Source organism: Caballeronia sp. ATUFL_F1_KS39, assembly GCF_023630985.1.
GTDB lineage: Bacteria > Pseudomonadota > Gammaproteobacteria > Burkholderiales > Burkholderiaceae > Caballeronia > Caballeronia zhejiangensis.
Genome location: NZ_JALQDZ010000033.1, coordinates 67,930 through 87,675, shown reverse-complemented (window position 1 = coordinate 87,675; position 19,746 = coordinate 67,930). Strand labels below are relative to the sequence as shown.

Genomic DNA, 19,746 nt, shown 5'->3' with positions numbered 1-19,746 from the left:
AGACAATAGACATGAACGAGACCGGTTTCAAGCTCGCAGTCGTCGGCGCGGGCATGGCATCCGCGCCGCATCTGGCGAGTCTGCTGGCCTTGCAGGACCGCGCGACCGTTCGGTATGTCGTTGCGAGGTCGCGGGAACGCGCAAGCGCTTTCGCCCGACAATTGCCGCATGCGCGCGTCACGCTCGATCTCGACACCGCGCTCGCCGATGACAACGTCGACGGCGTGCTGCTGCTGACGCCGCCGAACACGCATCTCGAACTCGGCGCGATGATCGCGGCGGCGGGCAAACATCTGCTGGTCGAGAAGCCCATCGACGTCACCACGTCCCGCGCGCGCGAGCTGGTCGCGCTATGCGAGCAACGCGGCATCGTCGCGGCTGCGGTGCTGCAACATCGCACGCGCGACGCAGCGCGCAAGCTCCGTCAATTGCTCGACGCGGGCGCGCTCGGCGACATCCACAGCGCGAGCATCGCCGTTCCGTGGTGGCGTCCGCAGTCCTATTACGACGAACCCGGACGCGGCACGCGCGAGCGCGACGGCGGCGGCGTGCTGATGACGCAGGCCATCCATACGCTCGATCTTTTCTTGTGGCTGGTCGGCCTTCCCGACGAAGTGTTCGCCTACGCGATCACGAGCCGCGCGCACCGCATGGAATGCGAGGACACCGTCGCGGGCGTCATGCGATACCGAAGCGGCTGCGTCGCGTCGCTGCACGCCAGCACGGCCATCTTTCCCGGCTTTCCCGAACGCATCGAATTGAGCGGCAGCAACGGCAGCGCGACGCTCGGCGGCGGCAGGCTCGTCGTGCAGTACATGGACGGCACCACGCTCGACGAAGGCGAAACCGCTTCGCTCGGTTCAGGCGCGAACCCGATGGCCTTCTCTCATCACGCCCATCAGGCCGTGATCGCCAATTTCATCGACGCCGCCACGCACGGAATCGAGCCGGTCGCGTCATTGCGCAGCGCCTTGAATGCGCATCTGCTGATCGACGCGCTGATCGCCTCGTCGGATGAGCATCGACTCATGATCGTCAACCCGGACTCGTCATCATGACTTTCGCACTGAACGCCGCTGTTTCCGGAGACACGCGCCTCTTCGCCATCGTCGGCGATCCGATTGCGCAAGCGCGCTCGCCGCTCGTCTTCAACGAGATATTCCAGCGCATGGGCGTGAACGCGGTGCTCGTGCCGATGCAGATTCCCGCCGCGTCGCTCGCGACCGCCATCGCCGGACTGAAGACGATCGGCAATCTCGATGGCATCGTCGTCACGGTGCCGCACAAGATATCGATGACCGGCCTCGTCGACCGGCTCCTGCCGATTGCGCGGAAAGTGGGCGCGATCAATTGCATGCGCCGCGTCGAATCGGGCGAATGGGTCGGCGAGATGTACGACGGCGAAGGCTTCACGCGCGGACTGCGAAAACAGGGCCACGAGCCGCGCGGCATGTCGGTGTTTCAGGCGGGTGCGGGCGGAGCCGGAAAAGCGCTCGCGCATGCGCTGTCCCGCGCGGGCGTGAAAGCGCTGCAATTGATCGATGTGGATCGCGCGAAGCAGGACGCGCTGATCGCGGAGCTTGCGCACGCTTATCCCGATGTGAACGTCTCGGCCGGAAGCGCCAGTCCCGCGGATGTCGATATGGTCGTCAACGCGACGCCGTGCGGCATGGCGGCCGGAGATCCGTTGCCGTTCGACATCGCCCGGCTCGACCGCCGCGTGCTGGTGGCGGACATCATCATGAAGCCTGAACGCACACAACTGCTCTGTCAGGCCGAAGAACGCGGCCACCGCATCCATCTCGGGCGTCATCTGCTGGAGAATCAGGCGGAGATCGTCGCCGCGTTCTTCGGCATCGCGCATGGCTGACCGGAAGACGGATCTCGCGGCCGATTCGGATACACTCCGGGCATACGACTCATCGACCGTTCCAATGACCCGAGGCAAACCAGGTTCTCCCGTCACGCTGCTGGATATTGCAAACGATCTCGGCCTGTCCCGCGCAACGGTCTCGCTCGTGCTGCGCAACAGCCCGCGCATCTCCGAAGCCACGCGCGAGCGCGTGCTGGAAGCGTTCAAGCGCAAAGGCTACGTCTACAACCGCCATGCGGCGGGCATGCGCAGCAATCAGACGAACACCGTCGGCGTCGTCGTCAACGACCTCGCCAATCCGTATTTCACGATGCTCGTCCGCTCCATCGAGGCGAGCCTGAGCACGCAAGGGTTCATCACGCTGCTCGGCAACACCGACGAATCGCTCGAACGCCAAGGCCGCTTTCTCGATACCGTGCGGCAGCACAATATCGACGGTCTCATCGTCTGTCCGACCGAATCGACGACGGCCGCGCAGATGCGTCAGGTGCTCGCGTGGGGCATTCCGTGCGTCTTCGCTTCGCGTTACGTGCCGGGCCTCAAGGCCGATTACGTCGGCGTGGACAATCGTCGCGGCATGGCGCTCGCGACCTCGCATCTGATTTCGCTCGGGCACAAACGCATCGCGATGATCGGCGGCGTGATGCGCGCGTCGACCGGCAGCGACCGCGCCGAGGGCTATCGCGACGCGCTGCGCGACGCGAAGATCAAACTCGACGAACGGCTGCTCGTGCCGTCGCCGCTCACGCGTCACGACGGAAAGCGCATCATCACCGAACTGCTTGCGCTGAAGAATCCGCCGACGGCCGTCGTATGCGGCAACGACATCGTCGCGTTCGGCGTGATGCTCGGACTGCGCGCCCACGGCATCGAGCCTGGCGCAGACTTCGGCGTCGTAGGCTTCGACGACGTGCCGGAAGCCGAGCTCTGGGAGCCGCCGCTGACCACGGTCCAGGTCTTGCAGGACGACATCGGCCGCGCCGCCGCCGATCTGCTGCTCAAGCGCATGACGGAGCCTTCGCGCACGCCCACGCGCATCGTCTCGGAGCCGGTTCTCGTCATCCGCGGAACCTGCGGCGCGCGCAAATAAGCGCTTCATACCCGGACGTGCTCCGTTCGGGTTTCCCTTATAAAAATCTCCTTGCACCGTATCCGCGCAGCTTTTACCCTGTAGTAGATCGATCTAACAGATTTTCGCAGTCGCATCGGCAGCGTCTCTTCGCGCCTTTTTCGTCGCAATGCAATATGGACATCAGACCCATAGGAGTCCGAGACATGCATGACTATCTGCTTTCTCGCCGCAAGATTTTGATGCTCACGGCTGCGTCGGCGGCCGCGGGTTGCCTGCCGCGCCTGGCGAGCGCCGACACCCCGACGATCCGCATCGGCGATGTCGTCGACCGCCACAATCCCGAGGTCATCACCGAGAATCTGATGGCCAAGCGTCTGAAGGAAACGACCGGCTTCGACGCGCGCGTATTTCCGGACGGCGTGCTCGGCTCCCACACGCGCATGAACGAGCAACTGCGCAACGGCACGCTCGAAGTCACGGTGACCAACGTGGCGGACCTGGAAGGCTACGACAAGCGTCTCGGACTCTTCGCGATGCCCTTCGCGTTTCCCGACCGGAAGTCGCTCTTCGCGGCTCAGGACGGTGCGCTCGGCAAGGCCTATGCGGGCATCCTCGACAATCTCGGCTTCGTGCTGCTGGGCTGGTTCGACTCGGGCTTGCGCAGCGTCTACAACCGCACGCGTCCGATCAACGAACCCGGCGATCTGAAGGGCCTGAAGATCCGTACGCAAGGCAATCAGATCATGATCGCGACGTTCAACCAGCTCGGCGCACAAGCGACGCCGCTCGACACGACGCAAATCTATTCCGCGTTGCAGCAGGGCGTCGTCGATGGTGCGGAGAACTCGGTGACGTTCTTCGTTCAGCAGCATCACAGCGAGGTGGCGAAGCACTACTCGTACACGAATCACTTCTTCTCGATCGATCCGATGCTCGCCAGCAAGAAGTGGTTCGACTCGCTCGACCCCAAGAAACAGGACGCCGTGAAGGAAGCCGCCGCGCAGGCTCAGCAGCACGAACGCGATCTGTGGCTGGCTTCCGATGCGAAGTATCTGGCCGAAGCGAAGAAGGCGGGCGTGGCGTTCAACGACGCGAATCTTCCCGCGTTCCAGGCAGCGGTCAAGCCGATCTATACGAAGTACCGCGCCAACTTCGCCGAACTGGGCACCTACCTGCCCGCCCTCGGATAACCGCCGGAGGTTCCCGACATGAAACCCGATCCGCGTTCGCGCGAGCCACGGGACAGCATCAACAAGGTTGCGGCGTTGCGCGTGCTCGCGAGCGTCGAAGACCTGCTGATAGCGGTCCTGGTTTTCGCGATCTTCTGCGTCGTTCTTGCGGGCATCCTGTCCCGCTTCGTCTTCCACGTCTCGCTCTCGTGGAACATCGAGGTCAGCGTCACGTTGATGATCTGGATGACCTTCATCGGCATCGCGGTCGGGGTGCGCGACAAGGTGCACGTCGCTTTCGAACTCTTCGAAGACAAGCTGAGCGGCCGATGGCTCGCGCTGGCGTCATTCGCGCAGATGCTGTTGATGGGCTTCCTGCTCGTGGCGCTCACTTGGGGCGGCTGGCAGTTCATGCAGCTCGGGCTCAACCAGATGACGCCGAGCGGCATCCCGCAATGGATATCGTTCGCCGCGATTCCCGCCGGCAGCGCGCTGGGTCTGCTGCATCTCGCGGCGCACGCATGGGACCTGGCCGCCCACGCTAACCTCGAAAGCGCGCAACACGGCCACGGCCATACCGAGACGAGGACGCAATGATTCTGACCGTCGGACTGCTCGCGCTATTCGTCGTCGCCGGCGCGCCGATCATCGCTTCGCTGGGCGCGGTCGGCACCATCGACGGCCTGATGCAAGGCCTGCCGCTGACCAACATCGCGCAGGCGATGTATCACGGCGTCGATTCGTTCACGCTGCTCGCGGTGCCGCTGTTCATCCTCGCCGGAGAAATTCTCTTTCATTCGGGCTCGGCCGGGCGCCTCGTCAACTTCATGAATCTGCTGGTGGGCCGCGTGCCCGGCGGGCTCGGCGTTTCCGCCGTCGCCTCGACGATGGTCTTCTCCGGCTTGAGCGGCTCCGTCAACGCGGATGCCGCCGCGATCAGTTCGGCGATGCTGCCGTCGATGGAAAAAGCCGGCTATCGCAAGGAATGGTCGTCCGCGATTATCGCGGCGGCGGCCGGCACGGGCATTTTGATTCCGCCGTCGATCACGATCATCGTGCTGGCGACGGTCGCGAACATGTCGGTCACGAAACTCTTTCTCGCGGCGACGCTGCCTGCCCTGCTGGTCGGCATCACGAAGATGCTCATCATCATGTATCGCGCGCGCTCCGAGCCGCCCGTCGCGCCGGTCCACTTCAGCGTGCGCGAGCTCGGCCGCGCGTTCATGCTCGCGATCCCCGCGCTCGGTGCGCCGATCATCATCCTGGGCGGGATCTTCATGGGCTTCTTCACGGCGACCGAGTCCGCTGCGGCGGCGGTGGCCTACGTGACGATCATCACGCTCGTGCAGCGATCCATTCCGAACCGCGCATGGCTCGGCATTCTGATCAAGGCGGGCCGCACCAGCGCAATCGTGCTGTCGCTCGTCGGCGTCGCGCAGATTCTCGGATACATGCTGGCGTACAACTCGGTCGGCGAGCAGGTCGCCGAATTCGCTACGCAACTGACCGGCAACAAGTTCGTCTTCACGGTGTTCATCGTGGTCGTGTTTTGGCTGCTGGGCGCGTTGCTCGACGGCATTCCCGCGCTCATCCTGCTGATTCCGCTATTCCTGCCGATCGCGCAGGACGCCGGCTTCAGCGACATCCATTTCGCGATTCTCGCCATCGCCATCGTCGGCATCTCGCTCGTGACGCCGCCCATCGGCACGGCCTGCTTCATCGTCACCGGCGTCGCCAACATCCGAATGGTGAATCTTGTGCGGCCCATGCTGCCATTCATGGCCATCATGTTCGTGACCATCCTGCTGCTGGCTTTCGTGCCGGCGTTCTCCGAATGGCTACCTCATCTCCTGTACTGACGCCGCGCCGCGCCCCGCCGCTCGCGCTCGTCACCGGCGCGCGCCGCGGCATCGGCGCGAGCATCGCGATCGAGCTGGCGACGCGCGGGTTCGATCTCGCGCTGATCGACATCGATGACGACAACGCGAACGAAACGATGGCCGCCGTCGAAGCGCACGGCGCGCGCGCACGCTTTTACCGGCACGATCTCGCCGATAGCGCCGCCCATCGCGCGCTCGTCGAGCGCATCGTTTCGGACTGCGGGCCGATCACCTGTCTCGTCAACAACGCGGGCGTCTCGGCCGGGCAGCGCGGCGATCTGCTGGAGGTAGACGAGCAGTCCTATGACCGCGTCGTCGATATCAACATGCGCGGCACGTTCTTTCTCACGCAGGCCGTGGCGCGCCACATGGCCGCGATCGGCAGCGAAGATTCGCGCAGCATCGTCTCGGTGTCGTCGGTCAGCGCCGAACTCGCGTCGACGGAGCGCGGCGAATACTGCATGTCGAAGGCCGGGCTGGGCATGCTCACCAAGCTGTTCGCGCTGCGCCTCGCGCCGCTCGCAATCGGCGTATTCGAAGTGCGCCCCGGCATCATCCGCACGCCGATGACGGAAGGCGTCGCCGCGCGCTACGACGAACGCATCGCCGGCGGCATCGTCCCGATGAAGCGCTGGGGCGCGCCGCAGGACGTCGCGTCGGCCGTCGCGGCGCTCGTCTGCGGACAGATGGCGTTCGCGACGGGCAGCGTGCTCAACGTCGACGGCGCGCTCTCCGTTCCGCGCCTGTGACCACGACGACCGAGGAACCATCGATGGGACACATTCTCTCGCGTCGCGAAGATGCCGTGCTCGTGCTGGAACTCAGCAATCCGGGCAAGGCCAACGCGCTCGACTTCGCGATGCTGGCCGCGCTCGACGAGCAGATCGCGCAAATCAATCGGGACGACGGCATTCGCGCCGTCGTGCTGCGCGGCACGCCGGGCGGCGTGTTTTCGTCCGGCGCCGACATCCGCGAATGGTCGGCGCTGAGTCCGGAGACATTCGCGACGCAATGGGTCGGCGAAGGCAACGCGGTGTTCCGGCGCTTCGAACGGCTGCGCTGCCCGACCGTGGCCGTCATCGAAGGACTGTGCTTCGGCGGCGGCCTGGAACTCGCGCTGTGCTGCGATCTGCGGCTCGCTGGCACCGGCGCGCGCCTGCGCTTTCCGGAAGTTTCCATCGGCGCCATTCCCGGCTGGGAGGGCGGCGACCGCTTGCAGCGCATCGCGGGCCGCGGGCGCGCGCTCGAAGCGGTGCTGCTGTCGCAGGAGATCGATGCATCGACCGCGCTGCAGTGGGGCATCGTCAATGCGGTCTGCACGCCGCAGGAAGTCGAAGCGCAGTTGCAGGAATGGACCGCGCGCCTGTGCCGCGTATCGCCGCGCGCCGCCGCGCTCGCCAAGGCGCTGATCGTCGATGACCACGACGATCCGCACGCAGCCTATACATCGGCCGCGCTCGCGGTCCGCTCCAGTCCCGACGCGGAGCTCGGCATCCGCGCCTTTTTCGCGAAGACGGCCGCCGTCTTCTGATGTCACGACACCATGAACATACTTTTCCAACGCACGCATCAACGATCTTTCGGCACCTGGCCGCTCAACGGACAGCAACTGCGCGACGCGCTGACGGACGCGATCGAAACCGGCTATCGCGCGATCGATACCGCGCAGCTCTACGACAACGAACTCGGCGTCGGCTCGTCGCTGCGGGCGATCGGCATCCCGCGCGACGAGTTGTGCATCACGACCAAGATCGCGCCCGCCAACGATTCCGACGAACGTTTCATGCCGTCGCTGCGCGAAAGCCTCGAGAAGCTGAAGATCGAGCAGGCCGACGTCCTGCTGCTGCACTGGCCGCCCGCGGACGGCAACGTCGCGCCTTCCGTGCGGCGCCTCGAAGAAGCGGCGCGCGCGGGCCTGACGCGTCATATCGGCGTCAGCAACTTCAACGCCGCGATGATGCGCGCCGCGAAAGCCGCGACCGCGCTGCCGCTCGTCACCAATCAGGTCGAGTTCCATCCGCTCTTGAACCAGCGTGTGCTGATGGATACCGCCATCGAGACCGGCATTCCGCTTTCGTCGTACTGCTCGGTCGCGCGCGGCGAAATCTTCAACTATCCGCTTTTCGAGGAAATCGGTGCGCGCTACGGCAAGTCGGGTGCGCAGGTGGCGCTGCGCTGGATTCTCCAGAAAGGCGTCCCGATCAACACGATGTCGACGCAGCGCAGGAACATCGAGGCCAACTTCGACGTGATGGACTTCACGCTGTCGAGCATCGACATGCATCGAATCGACGCGCTGAACGACACCAATTACCGCATCGTCAATCGCGAACGGGTGCCGTATGCGCCCGAGTTCGACTGATAAGGAACCGCATGAGCCATCCCCTGCTCTTCGACGAGATCGAGCCCGGCCTCGGCTTCACGACGTCGGGCATCGTGGTCACCGAAAGCCATGTCGTGCAGTTCGCGGGCATCTCGGGCGATTTCTTCGATGTCCACATGGACGACGAATTCGCCCGCGATGTCGGCTTTCCCGGCCGCGTCGCGCACGGTCTGCTGTGCCTCGCCATGCTCGACGGCCTCAAGAACCGCGCGGCGACGCGCTTCGCCGCCGTCGCGACGCTCGAGTGGACGTATCGCTTTCACAAGCCGGTGCTGATCGGCGACCGCGTCCAGGGGCGCATCCGCGTGCTGGACAAGCGTCCGACGCGCCGCTCCGATCGCGGCATCGTGCGTTTGCAGGTCGAAGTACACAACCAGGACGGCGTGCTGATCCAGGACGGAATCAACGTGCTGATGGTCCGCGCGGGCGCACGGACGGACAACGAGAACCGATGAAATGAAGCGTGCACACCTGACCGATGCGGATTTCATGGCGGCGGCGATCTTCGACGGCGCGGTCGTCGTATTGAGCGGCTCGGGCGGCGGACTCGTCGAACCCGATCACATCACGGAAGCCATCGAGCGCCGCTTTCTCGCGACGGGCCATCCGCGCGATCTCACGCTGATCCACGGCCTCGGCATCGGCGACGGCGTCAAGAGCGGCATCAGCCGCTTCGCGCACGAAGGCATGGTGAAGCGCGTGATCGGCGGCCACTGGACCTGGTCCAAGCCGATGCAGAAGCTCGCGCGCGAGGAACGCATCGAGGCCTACACCCTGCCCGCCGGCGTGATCCAGACGCTGATCCGCGAAGCCGGCGCGGGCCGCCACGGGCTCGTCACGCACATCGGCCTCGATACCTTCGCCGATCCGCGCCACGGCGGCGGGCGCGTCAACCTGCGCGCGCGGGACGATCTCGTCGAAGTCGTCACGCTGGGCGGCAAGGAACTGCTCTGGTACAAGCCCTTCGAAATCGACTTCGCGATCGTGCGCGGCACCACGGCGGACATGCAGGGCAATCTGACATCGCGCGAAGAGCCGGCCGATATCGACGCTTTCGCCGCCGCGCTCGCCGCGCACAACCGCGGCGGCCGCGTGTTCGCGCAGGTGCGCGACGTATGCGCCACGCCGATCACGCCGGCGCGCGCGGTCACCGTGCCGGGCGTTCTCGTCGACGATATCTGCGTGTACGCGGATCAGAAGCAGACGACCACCGGGCACTACGATCCGGCCATCAGCGGCGAAGCGCCCGCGCCCGCCACGCGCATGCCGCCGCCGCTGCCCGAGGGCATCCGCTACATCATCGCGAAACGCGCCGCGAAGGAGCTGGAACCCGGCGCGTGCGTCAACTTCGGTTACGGTTTGCCCGATGGCATTCCCGCGGTGGCGCATGCGGAAGGCGTGGACATCAGCTGGACCGTGATCGAGCAGGGATCGCACAACGGCGAACTGCTGGGCGGCGATCTGTTCGGCGCCACGCGCCATGCGAGCGCGATCCTCAAGTCCACCGATCAGTTCGACCTGTTCAGCGGCGGCGGCATCGATATCGCGTTCCTCGGCATGGGCGAACTCGACGCGCAAGGCAACGTCAACGTCTCGTGGCTGGGGGAGAACATCGTCGGGCCGGGCGGCTTCGTCGACATCACGCAGCGCACGCGCAAGGTCGTCTTTTGCGGCACGTTCGAGGCGAAGGGGCTTGAAGTCGAGCTGGAAGACGGGCAAGTGCGCATCCGGCGTCACGGCGCGGTCCCGAAGCTGGTCGAGCAAGTGCGCCACATCACGTTCAGCGGCAAGCGCGCCCGCGCGGACGGCCAACAAGTGCTTTACGTCACCGAGCGTGCCGTCTTCGAACTCGCGCCCGAAGGCTTGCGGCTGATCGAAATCGCGCCGGGCGTCGACCTCGTTCGCGACGTGCTCGAACGTATGCCCTTCGAAGTCTCGTTGCATCCGTCGCTGCGTGTCGCCGCGACCAGTGCTGACTAAAACTCGAATCGGAGAGCTCGATGGACTTCACGCTGAGCGACACGCAGAAAATGATGATCGAGACCGCGCGCCGCTTCGTCCGGTCCGAGTTGCAGCCGCTCGAACAGCAAGTGGAAGAGGAAGGCGCGCTCGCGCCCGAGATCGCCCGCGACTTGCAGGCGCGGGCGCGTGCGCTGGGTCTTTATGCGGTGAACATGCCCGCCGAACTCGGCGGCGGCGGACTGAACACGGTCGATTCGATGCTATGCGAGGAGCAGTTCGGCCACAGCTCCGACATACTCGTGCGGCGCGCGTTCGGCAACGTCTACGACGCGCTGCTCGCCTGCGAAGGCGAACAGATCGACCGCTGGCTGAAACCGGCGATTGCCGGCGCGCGAACCTGCGGCCTCGCGATCACCGAAACGGGCGCGGGTTCGGACGCCCAGGGCATCGAAACCACGGCGCGCAAGACGTCGTTCGGCTGGGCGCTGAACGGCAGCAAGCACTTCATCAGCGATGCGCAATGGAGCGATTTCTTTCTCGTCTCGGCCCGCACCGGCGAGAAGGAAATCTCGCTCTTCGCGGTCGACAAGAATCTTCCGGGTTTCACTGTCGGCCGCGATCAACGGATGATGGGTCTTCGCGGCACGCCGCACCACGAACTCTTCTTCGACGACGTCCCGCTAGAGCCGATGGCCCTCATCGGACGACAGGGCGAAGGCTTCAAACTCGCGATGAACATGCTCGGCCGCGTGCGCCTCGCGTTGATCGGCGCGCGCGGCATCGGCAAGGCGACGCACGTGCTCGAAATGATGATCGAGTACGCCGGCGAACGGCGGCAGTTCGGCACGCGCATCGGCGATTTTCAAATGATCCAGCAACTCATCGCGGACAGCGTGATGGAGATCAACGCGGCGCGGCTGATGCTGCTCAACACCGCGAGCATGATGGACGCGGGACAGGACGCGCGCGACTGGATTTCAATGGTCAAGGTGCAGGCTTCCGAGACGCTTGGGCGCGTCGTCGATCGCGCGGTGCAGGTCTTCGGCGGCATGGGCTTCTGCAAGGAGCTGGCCATCGAACGCTATTACCGCGATGCGCGCGTCTATCGCATCTTCGACGGCACCTCGGAGATTCATCGCGGCATCATCGCCCGCAACGCGATGAAGCGCGGCGCAGCGCTGTTCGACCTTCATCGATAAAAACATGAGAAAGCTCATTACCGCGGACGCGGCGGCCAGGCTCGTGCGAACCGGCGATGTCGTCAGCATCAGCTCGTCCAGCGCGCTCGGCTGCCCCGACAAGATTCTCGCGGCCATCGGCGAGCGCTTCGAGCGCGAGGGACAGCCGCGCGACCTCACGACGCTGAACCCGATCGCCGCGGGCGACATGTACGGCGTCAAGGGCATCGATCATCTCGCCCGGCCCGGGCTGCTCGCGCGCACGCTCGCGGGCTCGTATCCGAGCGGCCCGTCGTCGCTGCCGATGCCGAACATCTGGCGCATGATCGCCGACAACGAAATCGAGGCCTACAACGTTCCGAGCGGCATCCTGTTCGACATGCACCGCGACGCCGCCGCGAAGCGTCCCGGCGTGCTGACCAAGGTCGGAATGGGCACGTTCGTCGATCCCGATTTACAGGGCTGCGCGATGAACGCCGCCGCCGCCGCGCGTCCGGTCGTGCGCAAGGTGTCCTTCGATGGCGATGACTGGCTCTACTTCCCGGCGATCGCGCCGCGCGTGGCGATCATCCGCGCGACCACGGCCGACGAAGCGGGCAATCTCGGCTACGAACACGAAGGCGCGCTGCTGGGCGGCATCGATCAGGCGCTGGCCGCGCGCAACAACGGCGGCATCGTGATCGCGCAGGTCAAGCGCGTGGTGAAATCCGGCACGCTGCGGCCGCACGACGTGCGGCTGCCCTGCAATCTGGTCGATTACGTCGTGGTCGATCCGGACCAGTGGCAGACCACGCAGACGCCCTACGATCCCGCGATCAGCGGCGAAATCACGCTTCCGATGGATTCCTTCGAGCCGACGCCGTGGGGACCGGAGAAGGTCATCGCCCGCCGCGCCGCGATGGAGCTCGCGCATGGGTACGCGGCCAATCTGGGCTTCGGCATTTCGGCCAATGTCCCGCGCATCCTGCTCGAGGAAGGCTTGCACGGCGAAGTGACGTGGGCGATCGAACAGGGCGCGGTCGGCGGCATGCCTTTGCTCGGGTTCGCTTTCGGTTGCGCATCGAACGCGGACGCGATCGTCGCGTCGCCGAATCAGTTCACGTATTTTCAGGGCGGCGGCTTCGACATCGCACTGCTGTCCTTTCTGCAAGTCGACGCCGATGGCAGCGTGAATGTCTCCCGGCTCGCGTCGAAACCGTATCTGACGGCGGGATGCGGCGGCTTCGTCGATATCACCGCTCATGCGCGCCGCATCGTGTTCTCGGGCTTTTTCACCGCGGGCGCGCAGCTGGAAGTCGGCGGCGGCAGGCTCGCGATCGTCAAGGAAGGCCGCACGCGCAAGTTCGTCCGGACGGCCGAGCAGATCACGTTCTGCGGCCGCGTGGGGCGCGAGCGCGGGCAGCGCGTGACCTACGTGACCGAACGCTGCGTCATCGATCTTCTCGATGACGGGCTGACCGTGCGCGAGATCGCTCCCGGCGTGGATTTGCAGCGCGACATTCTGGATCAGGCCGAGGTTGCGCTAAAGGTCGCCTCGGATCTGCGTCAGATGGATGGAGCGCTTTTCACCGATGCGCCCTTCGGACTCCGGCTCAAACCTCGCGAAGGACGCCATGACTGATCGCTTCGTTTCCATCGTTCGCGATGCGGCTGTCGCCATCGTCACGCTGAACCGGCCGGACAAGCTCAATGCGCTGACGCCCGCCATGCTGGATCAACTCGAAGATGCGGCCCGCGCGATCGAAGCCGACGATGAGACGCGCGTCGTCATCCTCGCGGGCGGCGGCGTGAAGGCGTTCTGCGTCGGCGCGGACATCAACGAATGGGCCGCGCTCAGGCCGCTGGACATGTGGCGCCACTGGGTGCGGCGAGGTCATCAGGTCTTCGACCAATGGGCGCGGCTGCGTCAGCCCGTGATCGCGGCGATCAACGGTCATGCCTTCGGCGGCGGGCTGGAACTGGCGATCACGGCCGACGTGCGTATCGCGGCCGAAGAGGCCCGTTTCGCGCTGCCGGAGGCATCGATCGCGACTTGCCCCGGCTGGTCGGGCACGCAGCGGCTCGTGCGTCTGACCGGCGCGAGCCACGCAAAATACCTCGCCTTGAGCGGCGCGCGCGTGACGGCCGCGGACGCGCGGGCGTGCGGCCTTGTGCACGAGGTCGTGCCGCAGGACCGCGTGCTGGAACGTGCGCATCGACTGGCGCTGGACATGGCGGCGCGCGCGCCGGTGGCGCTGCAACTGACCAAACAGTTGCTCAACGCCGCCAGCGGCGAGGAAACCGGCTCGACACTCGAAGCGATGGCGGGCGCGCTCGCCGCGAGCACCGAGGATGCCGCGGAGGGCATCCGCAGTTTTAGCGAGAAGCGGCCGCCGATTTACGTCGGACGTTGATGCTCAGCAGCACTCGAACAGGCGCTCGCGGCAGATCCGCAACGTCTCGTCGGCCGGGCGCGCCCACCAGTCGAGCCGGGAAAAAATCTCCACTTCGACGGGACCGTCGTAACCGGCGGCTTCCACCGCCGCGCGCAGCCGCTTGAGATCGATGACGCCATCGCCCATCATTCCGCGGTCCTGCAACGGATCGCGGGTTTCGACCAGCCAGTCGCATACGTGCAGCGCGAGGATCCGGTCGCCCGCGCGCGCGATGGCGGGCATCAGCGCCGGATCCCACCAGACATGGTAAGCGTCGATGGCCACGCCGAAGCCTCCCTCGCGCGACGGGTCGAGCCGGTCGCACCAGTCCAGCGCCTGGTCGAGCGTATTGAGCAGGCTGCGATCGGCCGCGTACACCGGATGCAAGGGCTCGAGCGCGACGCGCACGCCTGTTTCGTTCATCGTCGGCTGCAAGGCGGCGAGGCCGTCGAGAATCTGCTCGCGTGCATCGTCGATATCGCGCGAACCGGGCGGCAATCCGCCGACGACGGCGACGAGCATCGGCGCGCCCAGCACGGCTGCCGTTTCCAGCGCGCGGCGGTTGGAATCGATCGCGGCGCGACGGCCCGCGGCGTCGTTGGCCGCGAAATACGCCGTGCGGCAATACGCGCCGACCTTCAGGCCGGCCGCGCGGATCGCACTGGCGGCTGCTTGCGGATTGTTTTCGTCGATTTCCTGACGCCACGGCGTGATCCAGCCGAAGCCCTGTTCGGCGATGCGTCCGGCCGTCACTTCGATCGGCTCGCGATAGCCGAGCGTGCCCGTGTTGATGCAGCAGAGATCGCCGCGCCCGTTAAGTTCACGCATGGTTCACCTCAGAAACGTTGGATCATCGGGCCGCCGTCGACGCAGCCATCGTGCGGATCACGCGGGCCACGTTTGCCCGCGAGGCCGAGCGCGGCGGCCGCGTCGGGGTCGCGTTATCGGCGAGCAGATTGTTCGTGCATCGACCTGGGCGGGGCGGTCAGGGCACGCTCGGCCTGGTCAAAAGACTCTAAGGCAAGTAGATCGATCTAGCAAGTGCTATGCGGCCGCGTTACGTTCAGCGGCATCGGATCGTGCGCGGTGAAACGCTGATCTGCGAATTTCGCGCGACGCGCGCGCTGTGTGTCAAACAAGCCGATGGAAAGCTGAAAGCCGTCGAGATTCCCGACTTCATCCGTGCGGCGTGTGCGTGAAAGCATGTGACTGCCGTCCTTCAGGCAGAGCGCTCGCTTCCATCGGCGGCTGGCGGCGCTTTCACGAAGCTCGCGATGCTCGCGTCATATCTCGATCCGTTTCCGCCCAGTGCGACGGTCGCTCGCCGCGCGCTATCGAGCAACATCGCCAATGCTGCATCGATGACCGCCGGAGCATCGAAACGGCCCTTTGGTCCTGAAAGCGTCAACGCGCCCTGCAACTCGCCGGTCGAATTGAACACGGGCACCGAGGCCGATGCCGTTTCCGGATCCCTCTCGCCAAACGAGGTGGCCCATAGCCGTTCGCGGATCTCTTGCCAGCGCGGATCCTGTGTCTCCGAGAACGCGAGCAGGACTTTGCCGGAGGCGCCCTTATCGATCGCGAACTCCTCTCCGACGCGAATCGATACCCGAACGCTGCGGCTAGGTTCGACGCGATACAACACGAGACGTTGATCGCCCTGGCGTACGTAGAAACTGGCCGTTTCGCCCAAGTCCCGGCTCAACTGCTGAAGCAACGGTTCGATCACAGGCCCCACCTGAAACGACCGCTGATAGAGCGTCGCAAGCCGCAACGGCTGATGACCGATTGCGTATTGCCCGTCGCTCAGCTTCCGGATGAATCCGCCATGCTCCAAAGCGCCGAGCAGTCTCAAAACCGTACTCTTATAAAGCTCGGTCCGGCGTGAAAGCTCGGTCAGGGTCAGCCGGTCGTCGGTCGGCCCGAAGGCATTGAGTATGGCGAACGCCCGGTCAAGAACGGCGACGCCGCTCGACGCCTCGTTCGTATCGGACGGCTGGTCTTCCTTGGTCATGCACCGCTCCCGAATCAAATTCCACGACTATACAGTTCTATCCGGTAGAACTCTAGTTCTGAAATCCGGGGTTAACCCCGCTTTCAGTGATAGACGTCTTCGCCTAAAGTTCTCTCTAACAAAACACAGGTCTATCTGACAGAACTAAGGAGCGAAATGAGCGCCTCACATCGCCGAATACTGATCAGCGAAGTCGGCCCGCGCGACGGCTTGCAGAGCATCCGAAGCGTCATGCCGACGTCCGCGAAACTCGAATGGATATCCGCGCTGGCGGCAGCGGGACTCAAGGAGATCGAAGTGGGATCGTTCGTTCCGCCGAAACTTCTGCCCCAAATGGCCGATATCCGCGAAGTCGTCGCTCACGCGTTATCCATTCCGGACCTTCGTGTCGCTGTACTGGCGCCGAACCTGCGCGGCTCGCAAAGCGCGTTCGAAGCCGGCGTCCATAAAGTCACGTTGCCGGTGTCCGTCACCGATGAACACGCGTTGGCTAATGTCCGCAAAACGACCGCGCAGTTGATCGATGAGGTGCGCAGCATCGTCGCGCTGCGCGATGAGCAGTTCCCCGGAACAGAAATCGAAGCGGGTGTATCGGTCGCATTCGGCTGCACGATCGCGGGCACCGTGACCGACGACCAGACGATGCGCATGTGCCTCGCGATGGCCGAATGCGGTGTCGACGAAATCGGCCTGTCCGATACGAGCGGTTATGCCAACCCCGTTCAGGTTCGCCGCCTGTTTCGCCGGCTGCAATCGGAAGTCGGCGCGAAGGCGGGCGGCGCTCATTTCCACAACACGCGCGGTCAAGGCCTGGCAAATGTCGTGGCGGCACTCGATGCCGGCGTCACCACGATCGATTCGAGTCAGGCGGGCCTCGGCGGCTGTCCCTACGCGCCGGGCGCGACGGGGAACATCGTTACCGAAGACCTCGCGTTTCTACTCGAGGCGATGGGCTACGACACGGGCATGGACATCGACAAGCTCATTGCCGCGCGCTCGATCCTCGCACAGGCGCTTCCGGGCGAAGCGCTCTACGGACACGTACAGGACGCGGGATTGCCGAAAGGTTTCTCGTACGCAGACGGGCGCGCGCCGAGTGCGCCCCAGCCGGAAGGCTGTTTGTTGGGAGCGGCGCAATGAGCGAAGTGCAATCGGATCAGTCCTTGCCGTACAGCGGCGTGCGCGTCGTAGAGATGACGCACATGGTGATGGGGCCGACGTGCGGCATGGTGCTGGCAGACCTCGGCGCGGAAGTGATCAAGGTCGAGCCGATCACCGGCGACAGCACCCGCAATCTGCGAGGCTCGGGAGCAGGCTTCTTCAGCACGTTCAACCGCAACAAGAAAAGCATCGCCGTCGATCTGAAGGACCCGCGCGGCGTGGAGATCGTGCACAAGCTGCTTGCGAACGCCGATGTCTTCAGCGAGAACTTCAAGAGCGGCACCGTGGACAAGCTCGGCCTCGGCTATTCGGCCTTGTCCAGACTCAATCCTCGTCTGATCTATGTGTCGCACAAGGGCTTCCTGCCCGGTCCCTACGACCATCGCACCGCGCTCGACGAAGTCGTGCAGATGATGGGCGGTCTCGCGTACATGACCGGTCCCGAAGGCAGACCTTTGCGGGCAGGCACGAGCGTCAACGACATCATGGGCGGCATGTTCGGCGCGATCGGCGCAATGGCGGCGCTGGCACAACGCGAGCGGACCGGCCGCGGACAAGAGGTGCAGAGCGCCCTGTTCGAGAACAACGTGTTTCTCGTGGCGCAGCACATGATGCAATACGCCGTGACGGGACAAACCGCCGCGCCGATGCCAAGCCGCATTTCGGCCTGGGCAGTCTATGACGTCTTTTCGGTGAAGAACGGCGATCAGATCTTCCTGGCGGTCGTCTCCGATACGCAATGGGCGCTCTTCTGCGATGCCTTCGGCCTCGACGATCTGAAGGCCGACGCGCGTATCGCCAGCAACAATCAGCGCGTGCAAGCCCGCGAATGGCTGATGCCGCGGCTTCGCGCCCACATGGAAGCGTTCACTGCTGCCGAGATCGGCGCCATCTTCGAGCGCTGCGGGCTGCCGTACGCGCCGATCACGAAGCCGCAGGATCTTTTCGACGATCCGCATCTGCTCGCAACGGACGGACTTGCCGATGTCACCCTGCCATCCGACGCAAGCGGCGCGGGCAAAGCAGTACAGACGAAGACCGCATTGCTGCCTTTGACCCTTGGCGGCGAGCGTCTGCGACTTCGCGCAGGTCCGCCTTCGCTGGGTCAGGACACGCAGGCGCTGCTTCTGGAGCTGGGTTACTCATCGGAAGACCTGAGGCAGTTGGCGGACGCCGGCATCGTGAAGTGCCAGGCGGCCTTTTCCCACGATCCTTCCAGTCCCTCCGCCAACGAACTGGCGAGCGCCTGAGCACAACAGCATAAAAGGAACGCCGCTTCGCGTAGGCCGGCATGAGCCCGCGCGTTGGGTGTTCCGTCCGGAGACGAAGCATGACATCCATTTCATCGAACATGACGGCCGAGAGCGCGGTCGATACGACGCTCGAACAGCAGGCCGTCAGAAAGGCCGCGTGGCGTTTCATCCCCTTGCTTGCGCTCGCCTATTTCTTCAACTATCTCGATCGCACCAGCGTCGGGTTCGCCGCGCTGACGATGAACCGCGACCTCGGCTTGACCGCGACGCAGTTCGGCTGGGGCGCGGGCATCATGTTCGCGGGTTATTGCCTGTGCGAAGTGCCGAGCAACCTGGCGCTGTATCGCTTCGGCGCCCGGCGATGGCTCGCGCGCATCATGATCACGTGGGGCTTCTTCGCCGCCGCGACGGCGCTCGCGGTTGGACCGACGAGCTTCTACGTGATTCGTCTTCTGCTGGGAATCGGCGAGGCCGGATTCTTCCCTGGCGTGATCTTCTTCCTCGCAGTGTGGTTTCCGGCCAGTTATCGCACTCGGGTGCTCGCATGGTTCACGGTCTCGACGCCGCTTTCGTCGCTAGTGGGCGGACCGCTGTCGACCTGGCTGCTGAAGATGGACGGCTTGCTCGGCCTTGCCGGTTGGAAATGGATGTTTATCGTCGAAGGCCTGCCGGCGTGCATTCTCGGCTTCTTCGTCCTGAAGATGCTCGCGGACAAACCCGCCGATGCGAAGTGGCTCTCGCCCGAGGAGCGTCAGGCGCTGCAAAGCGCGTTCGATCGCGAGGGCACTGCGAGCCAGAAGAAAAAGGATTTCGGCGCAGCGCTCAAAGATGTGCGGATGTACATCCTCGCGATGATTTCCTTCGGCTTCACGATGGGCTCCTACGGCATCGGCATATGGCTGCCGCAGATGCTCAAGGCGCACGGCATGAGCGTGACGCAGACGGGCTGGGTATCGGCGGTGCCGTATTTCTTCGCGACCATCGCGCTCTTGTGGTGGGCGAAGCGCGTCGATCGCCGCGGTGGCCATATCGCCAACCTCGCGGCTGGTCTTTTCATCGGCGCGGTCGCGCTCGGCATCTCGACATATTTTCAGCAACTGGTGCCTGCGTTGACGGGCATCACGCTGGCGTTGATCGGCACCATCGCAGGCCGAACGATCTTCTACACGCTGCCTGCCCGGTTCCTGTCGGGTCAGGCGGCCGCCGGCGGACTGGCGCTGATCAACTCCATCGGCGCGCTGGGCGGCTTTGCCGGTCCGTATCTGGTCGGCTATCTGAAGGATAGTTTCGGCACGTTCACCGCGGGCATGATCGGTCTGGCCGTCGTACTCGCGTTCACGACGTTGCTGACGCTTTCCCTCTACGCGTTCAACAAGGGAAAGTGACC

Annotated in this window: 19 protein-coding genes; 17 read left to right on the top strand and 2 right to left on the bottom strand. The window is 64.8% G+C overall.

The genetic code is table 11. The annotated features are described in order from the left end of the window. Nucleotides 1–11: 11 nt before the first annotated feature. The 14 genes from NCR93_RS14775 (at nt 12) to NCR93_RS14710 (ending at nt 13,910) form a co-directional block, all read left to right on the top strand. Entirely contained in the window at nt 12–1,058 is a 1,047-nt protein-coding gene (locus tag NCR93_RS14775) for a Gfo/Idh/MocA family protein (RefSeq protein WP_175983090.1), read from the top strand. After that, nucleotides 1,055–1,870, top strand: a complete 816-nt coding sequence (locus NCR93_RS14770; protein ID WP_175983091.1) for a shikimate dehydrogenase family protein — start codon at nt 1,055–1,057, stop codon at nt 1,868–1,870. Before NCR93_RS14775 ends, NCR93_RS14770 begins: the two co-directional genes overlap by 4 nt. A gap of 64 nt (nt 1,871–1,934) precedes the next feature. Beyond that, nucleotides 1,935–2,963: a LacI family DNA-binding transcriptional regulator gene (locus NCR93_RS14765; RefSeq protein WP_008353929.1), complete on the top strand. Its 1,029-nt coding sequence runs from the start codon at nt 1,935–1,937 to the stop codon at nt 2,961–2,963. 185 nt (nt 2,964–3,148) lie between these two features. Beyond that, nucleotides 3,149–4,135 carry a TRAP transporter substrate-binding protein gene (locus NCR93_RS14760; RefSeq protein ID WP_008353932.1) on the top strand — a complete coding sequence of 329 codons (987 nt, stop codon included), beginning with the start codon at nt 3,149–3,151 and terminating at the stop codon, nt 4,133–4,135. A gap of 18 nt (nt 4,136–4,153) precedes the next feature. Next, complete coding sequence (locus tag NCR93_RS14755; protein ID WP_008353934.1) at nt 4,154–4,711, top strand: TRAP transporter small permease; 558 nt, start codon at nt 4,154–4,156, stop codon at nt 4,709–4,711. Beyond that, on the top strand, nt 4,708–5,973 hold the full coding sequence (locus NCR93_RS14750; RefSeq protein WP_008353936.1) for a TRAP transporter large permease: 1,266 nt from the start codon (nt 4,708–4,710) through the stop codon (nt 5,971–5,973). Before NCR93_RS14755 ends, NCR93_RS14750 begins: the two co-directional genes overlap by 4 nt. Then, nucleotides 5,949–6,743 (top strand): 3-ketoacyl-ACP reductase, encoded by a 795-nt coding sequence (locus NCR93_RS14745; RefSeq protein ID WP_008353938.1) that lies wholly within the window; start codon nt 5,949–5,951, stop codon nt 6,741–6,743. The genes NCR93_RS14750 and NCR93_RS14745 overlap by 25 nt, the downstream gene beginning before the upstream one ends. 23 nt (nt 6,744–6,766) lie before the next feature. After that, nucleotides 6,767–7,525 carry an enoyl-CoA hydratase/isomerase family protein gene (locus NCR93_RS14740; RefSeq protein WP_175982491.1) on the top strand — a complete coding sequence of 253 codons (759 nt, stop codon included), beginning with the start codon at nt 6,767–6,769 and terminating at the stop codon, nt 7,523–7,525. 12 nt (nt 7,526–7,537) lie between these two features. After that, entirely contained in the window at nt 7,538–8,356 is an 819-nt protein-coding gene (locus NCR93_RS14735) for an aldo/keto reductase (RefSeq protein ID WP_008353940.1), read from the top strand. An 11-nt stretch (nt 8,357–8,367) separates the two neighbouring features. Continuing rightward, on the top strand, nt 8,368–8,832 hold the full coding sequence (locus tag NCR93_RS14730) for a MaoC family dehydratase (RefSeq protein WP_175982492.1): 465 nt from the start codon (nt 8,368–8,370) through the stop codon (nt 8,830–8,832). A gap of 1 nt (nt 8,833) precedes the next feature. Beyond that, complete coding sequence (locus tag NCR93_RS14725; protein WP_175982493.1) at nt 8,834–10,357, top strand: acyl CoA:acetate/3-ketoacid CoA transferase; 1,524 nt, start codon at nt 8,834–8,836, stop codon at nt 10,355–10,357. A 20-nt stretch (nt 10,358–10,377) separates the two neighbouring features. Next, nucleotides 10,378–11,538, top strand: a complete 1,161-nt coding sequence (locus tag NCR93_RS14720) for an acyl-CoA dehydrogenase family protein (protein WP_008353943.1) — start codon at nt 10,378–10,380, stop codon at nt 11,536–11,538. Nucleotides 11,539–11,542: 4 nt separating this feature from the next. After that, nucleotides 11,543–13,138 (top strand): acyl CoA:acetate/3-ketoacid CoA transferase, encoded by a 1,596-nt coding sequence (locus tag NCR93_RS14715; RefSeq protein WP_175982494.1) that lies wholly within the window; start codon nt 11,543–11,545, stop codon nt 13,136–13,138. Further along, complete coding sequence (locus tag NCR93_RS14710) at nt 13,131–13,910, top strand: enoyl-CoA hydratase/isomerase family protein (RefSeq protein ID WP_034471896.1); 780 nt, start codon at nt 13,131–13,133, stop codon at nt 13,908–13,910. Before NCR93_RS14715 ends, NCR93_RS14710 begins: the two co-directional genes overlap by 8 nt. Nucleotides 13,911–13,913: 3 nt before the next feature. On the opposite strand, the gene NCR93_RS14705 is transcribed toward NCR93_RS14710, so the two are convergent. Beyond that, nucleotides 13,914–14,759, bottom strand: coding sequence for a sugar phosphate isomerase/epimerase family protein (locus NCR93_RS14705; protein WP_008353948.1), 846 nt, complete (start codon nt 14,757–14,759; stop codon nt 13,914–13,916). Nucleotides 14,760–15,150: 391 nt separating this feature from the next. Further along, nucleotides 15,151–15,945, bottom strand: a complete 795-nt coding sequence (locus NCR93_RS14700) for an IclR family transcriptional regulator (RefSeq protein WP_008353949.1) — start codon at nt 15,943–15,945, stop codon at nt 15,151–15,153. 156 nt (nt 15,946–16,101) lie between these two features. Between NCR93_RS14700 and NCR93_RS14695 the strand changes: the two genes are divergently transcribed. From NCR93_RS14695 to NCR93_RS14685, 3 genes are all read left to right on the top strand, one after another. After that, nucleotides 16,102–17,085: a hydroxymethylglutaryl-CoA lyase gene (locus tag NCR93_RS14695; protein ID WP_008353950.1), complete on the top strand. Its 984-nt coding sequence runs from the start codon at nt 16,102–16,104 to the stop codon at nt 17,083–17,085. After that, nucleotides 17,082–18,356, top strand: a complete 1,275-nt coding sequence (locus NCR93_RS14690; RefSeq protein ID WP_175982495.1) for a CaiB/BaiF CoA transferase family protein — start codon at nt 17,082–17,084, stop codon at nt 18,354–18,356. The genes NCR93_RS14695 and NCR93_RS14690 overlap by 4 nt, the downstream gene beginning before the upstream one ends. An 80-nt stretch (nt 18,357–18,436) precedes the next feature. Beyond that, nucleotides 18,437–19,744 carry an MFS transporter gene (locus NCR93_RS14685; protein ID WP_175982496.1) on the top strand — a complete coding sequence of 436 codons (1,308 nt, stop codon included), beginning with the start codon at nt 18,437–18,439 and terminating at the stop codon, nt 19,742–19,744. Nucleotides 19,745–19,746 lie beyond the last annotated feature (2 nt).

Bases quoted from the DNA above. Each gene is read 5' to 3' on its own strand.
- NCR93_RS14775 (WP_175983090.1), top strand. From the start codon at position 12: ATGAACGAGACCGGTTTCAAGCTCGCAGTCGTCGGCGCGGGCATGGCA.
- NCR93_RS14770 (WP_175983091.1), top strand. From the start codon at position 1,055: ATGACTTTCGCACTGAACGCCGCTGTTTCCGGAGACACGCGCCTCTTC.
- NCR93_RS14765 (WP_008353929.1), top strand. From the start codon at position 1,935: ATGACCCGAGGCAAACCAGGTTCTCCCGTCACGCTGCTGGATATTGCA.
- NCR93_RS14760 (WP_008353932.1), top strand. From the start codon at position 3,149: ATGCATGACTATCTGCTTTCTCGCCGCAAGATTTTGATGCTCACGGCT.
- NCR93_RS14755 (WP_008353934.1), top strand. From the start codon at position 4,154: ATGAAACCCGATCCGCGTTCGCGCGAGCCACGGGACAGCATCAACAAG.
- NCR93_RS14750 (WP_008353936.1), top strand. From the start codon at position 4,708: ATGATTCTGACCGTCGGACTGCTCGCGCTATTCGTCGTCGCCGGCGCG.
- NCR93_RS14745 (WP_008353938.1), top strand. From the start codon at position 5,949: ATGGCTACCTCATCTCCTGTACTGACGCCGCGCCGCGCCCCGCCGCTC.
- NCR93_RS14740 (WP_175982491.1), top strand. From the start codon at position 6,767: ATGGGACACATTCTCTCGCGTCGCGAAGATGCCGTGCTCGTGCTGGAA.
- NCR93_RS14735 (WP_008353940.1), top strand. From the start codon at position 7,538: ATGAACATACTTTTCCAACGCACGCATCAACGATCTTTCGGCACCTGG.
- NCR93_RS14730 (WP_175982492.1), top strand. From the start codon at position 8,368: ATGAGCCATCCCCTGCTCTTCGACGAGATCGAGCCCGGCCTCGGCTTC.
- NCR93_RS14725 (WP_175982493.1), top strand. From the start codon at position 8,834: ATGAAGCGTGCACACCTGACCGATGCGGATTTCATGGCGGCGGCGATC.
- NCR93_RS14720 (WP_008353943.1), top strand. From the start codon at position 10,378: ATGGACTTCACGCTGAGCGACACGCAGAAAATGATGATCGAGACCGCG.
- NCR93_RS14715 (WP_175982494.1), top strand. From the start codon at position 11,543: ATGAGAAAGCTCATTACCGCGGACGCGGCGGCCAGGCTCGTGCGAACC.
- NCR93_RS14710 (WP_034471896.1), top strand. From the start codon at position 13,131: ATGACTGATCGCTTCGTTTCCATCGTTCGCGATGCGGCTGTCGCCATC.
- NCR93_RS14705 (WP_008353948.1), bottom strand. From the start codon at position 14,759: ATGCGTGAACTTAACGGGCGCGGCGATCTCTGCTGCATCAACACGGGC.
- NCR93_RS14700 (WP_008353949.1), bottom strand. From the start codon at position 15,945: ATGACCAAGGAAGACCAGCCGTCCGATACGAACGAGGCGTCGAGCGGC.
- NCR93_RS14695 (WP_008353950.1), top strand. From the start codon at position 16,102: ATGAGCGCCTCACATCGCCGAATACTGATCAGCGAAGTCGGCCCGCGC.
- NCR93_RS14690 (WP_175982495.1), top strand. From the start codon at position 17,082: ATGAGCGAAGTGCAATCGGATCAGTCCTTGCCGTACAGCGGCGTGCGC.
- NCR93_RS14685 (WP_175982496.1), top strand. From the start codon at position 18,437: ATGACATCCATTTCATCGAACATGACGGCCGAGAGCGCGGTCGATACG.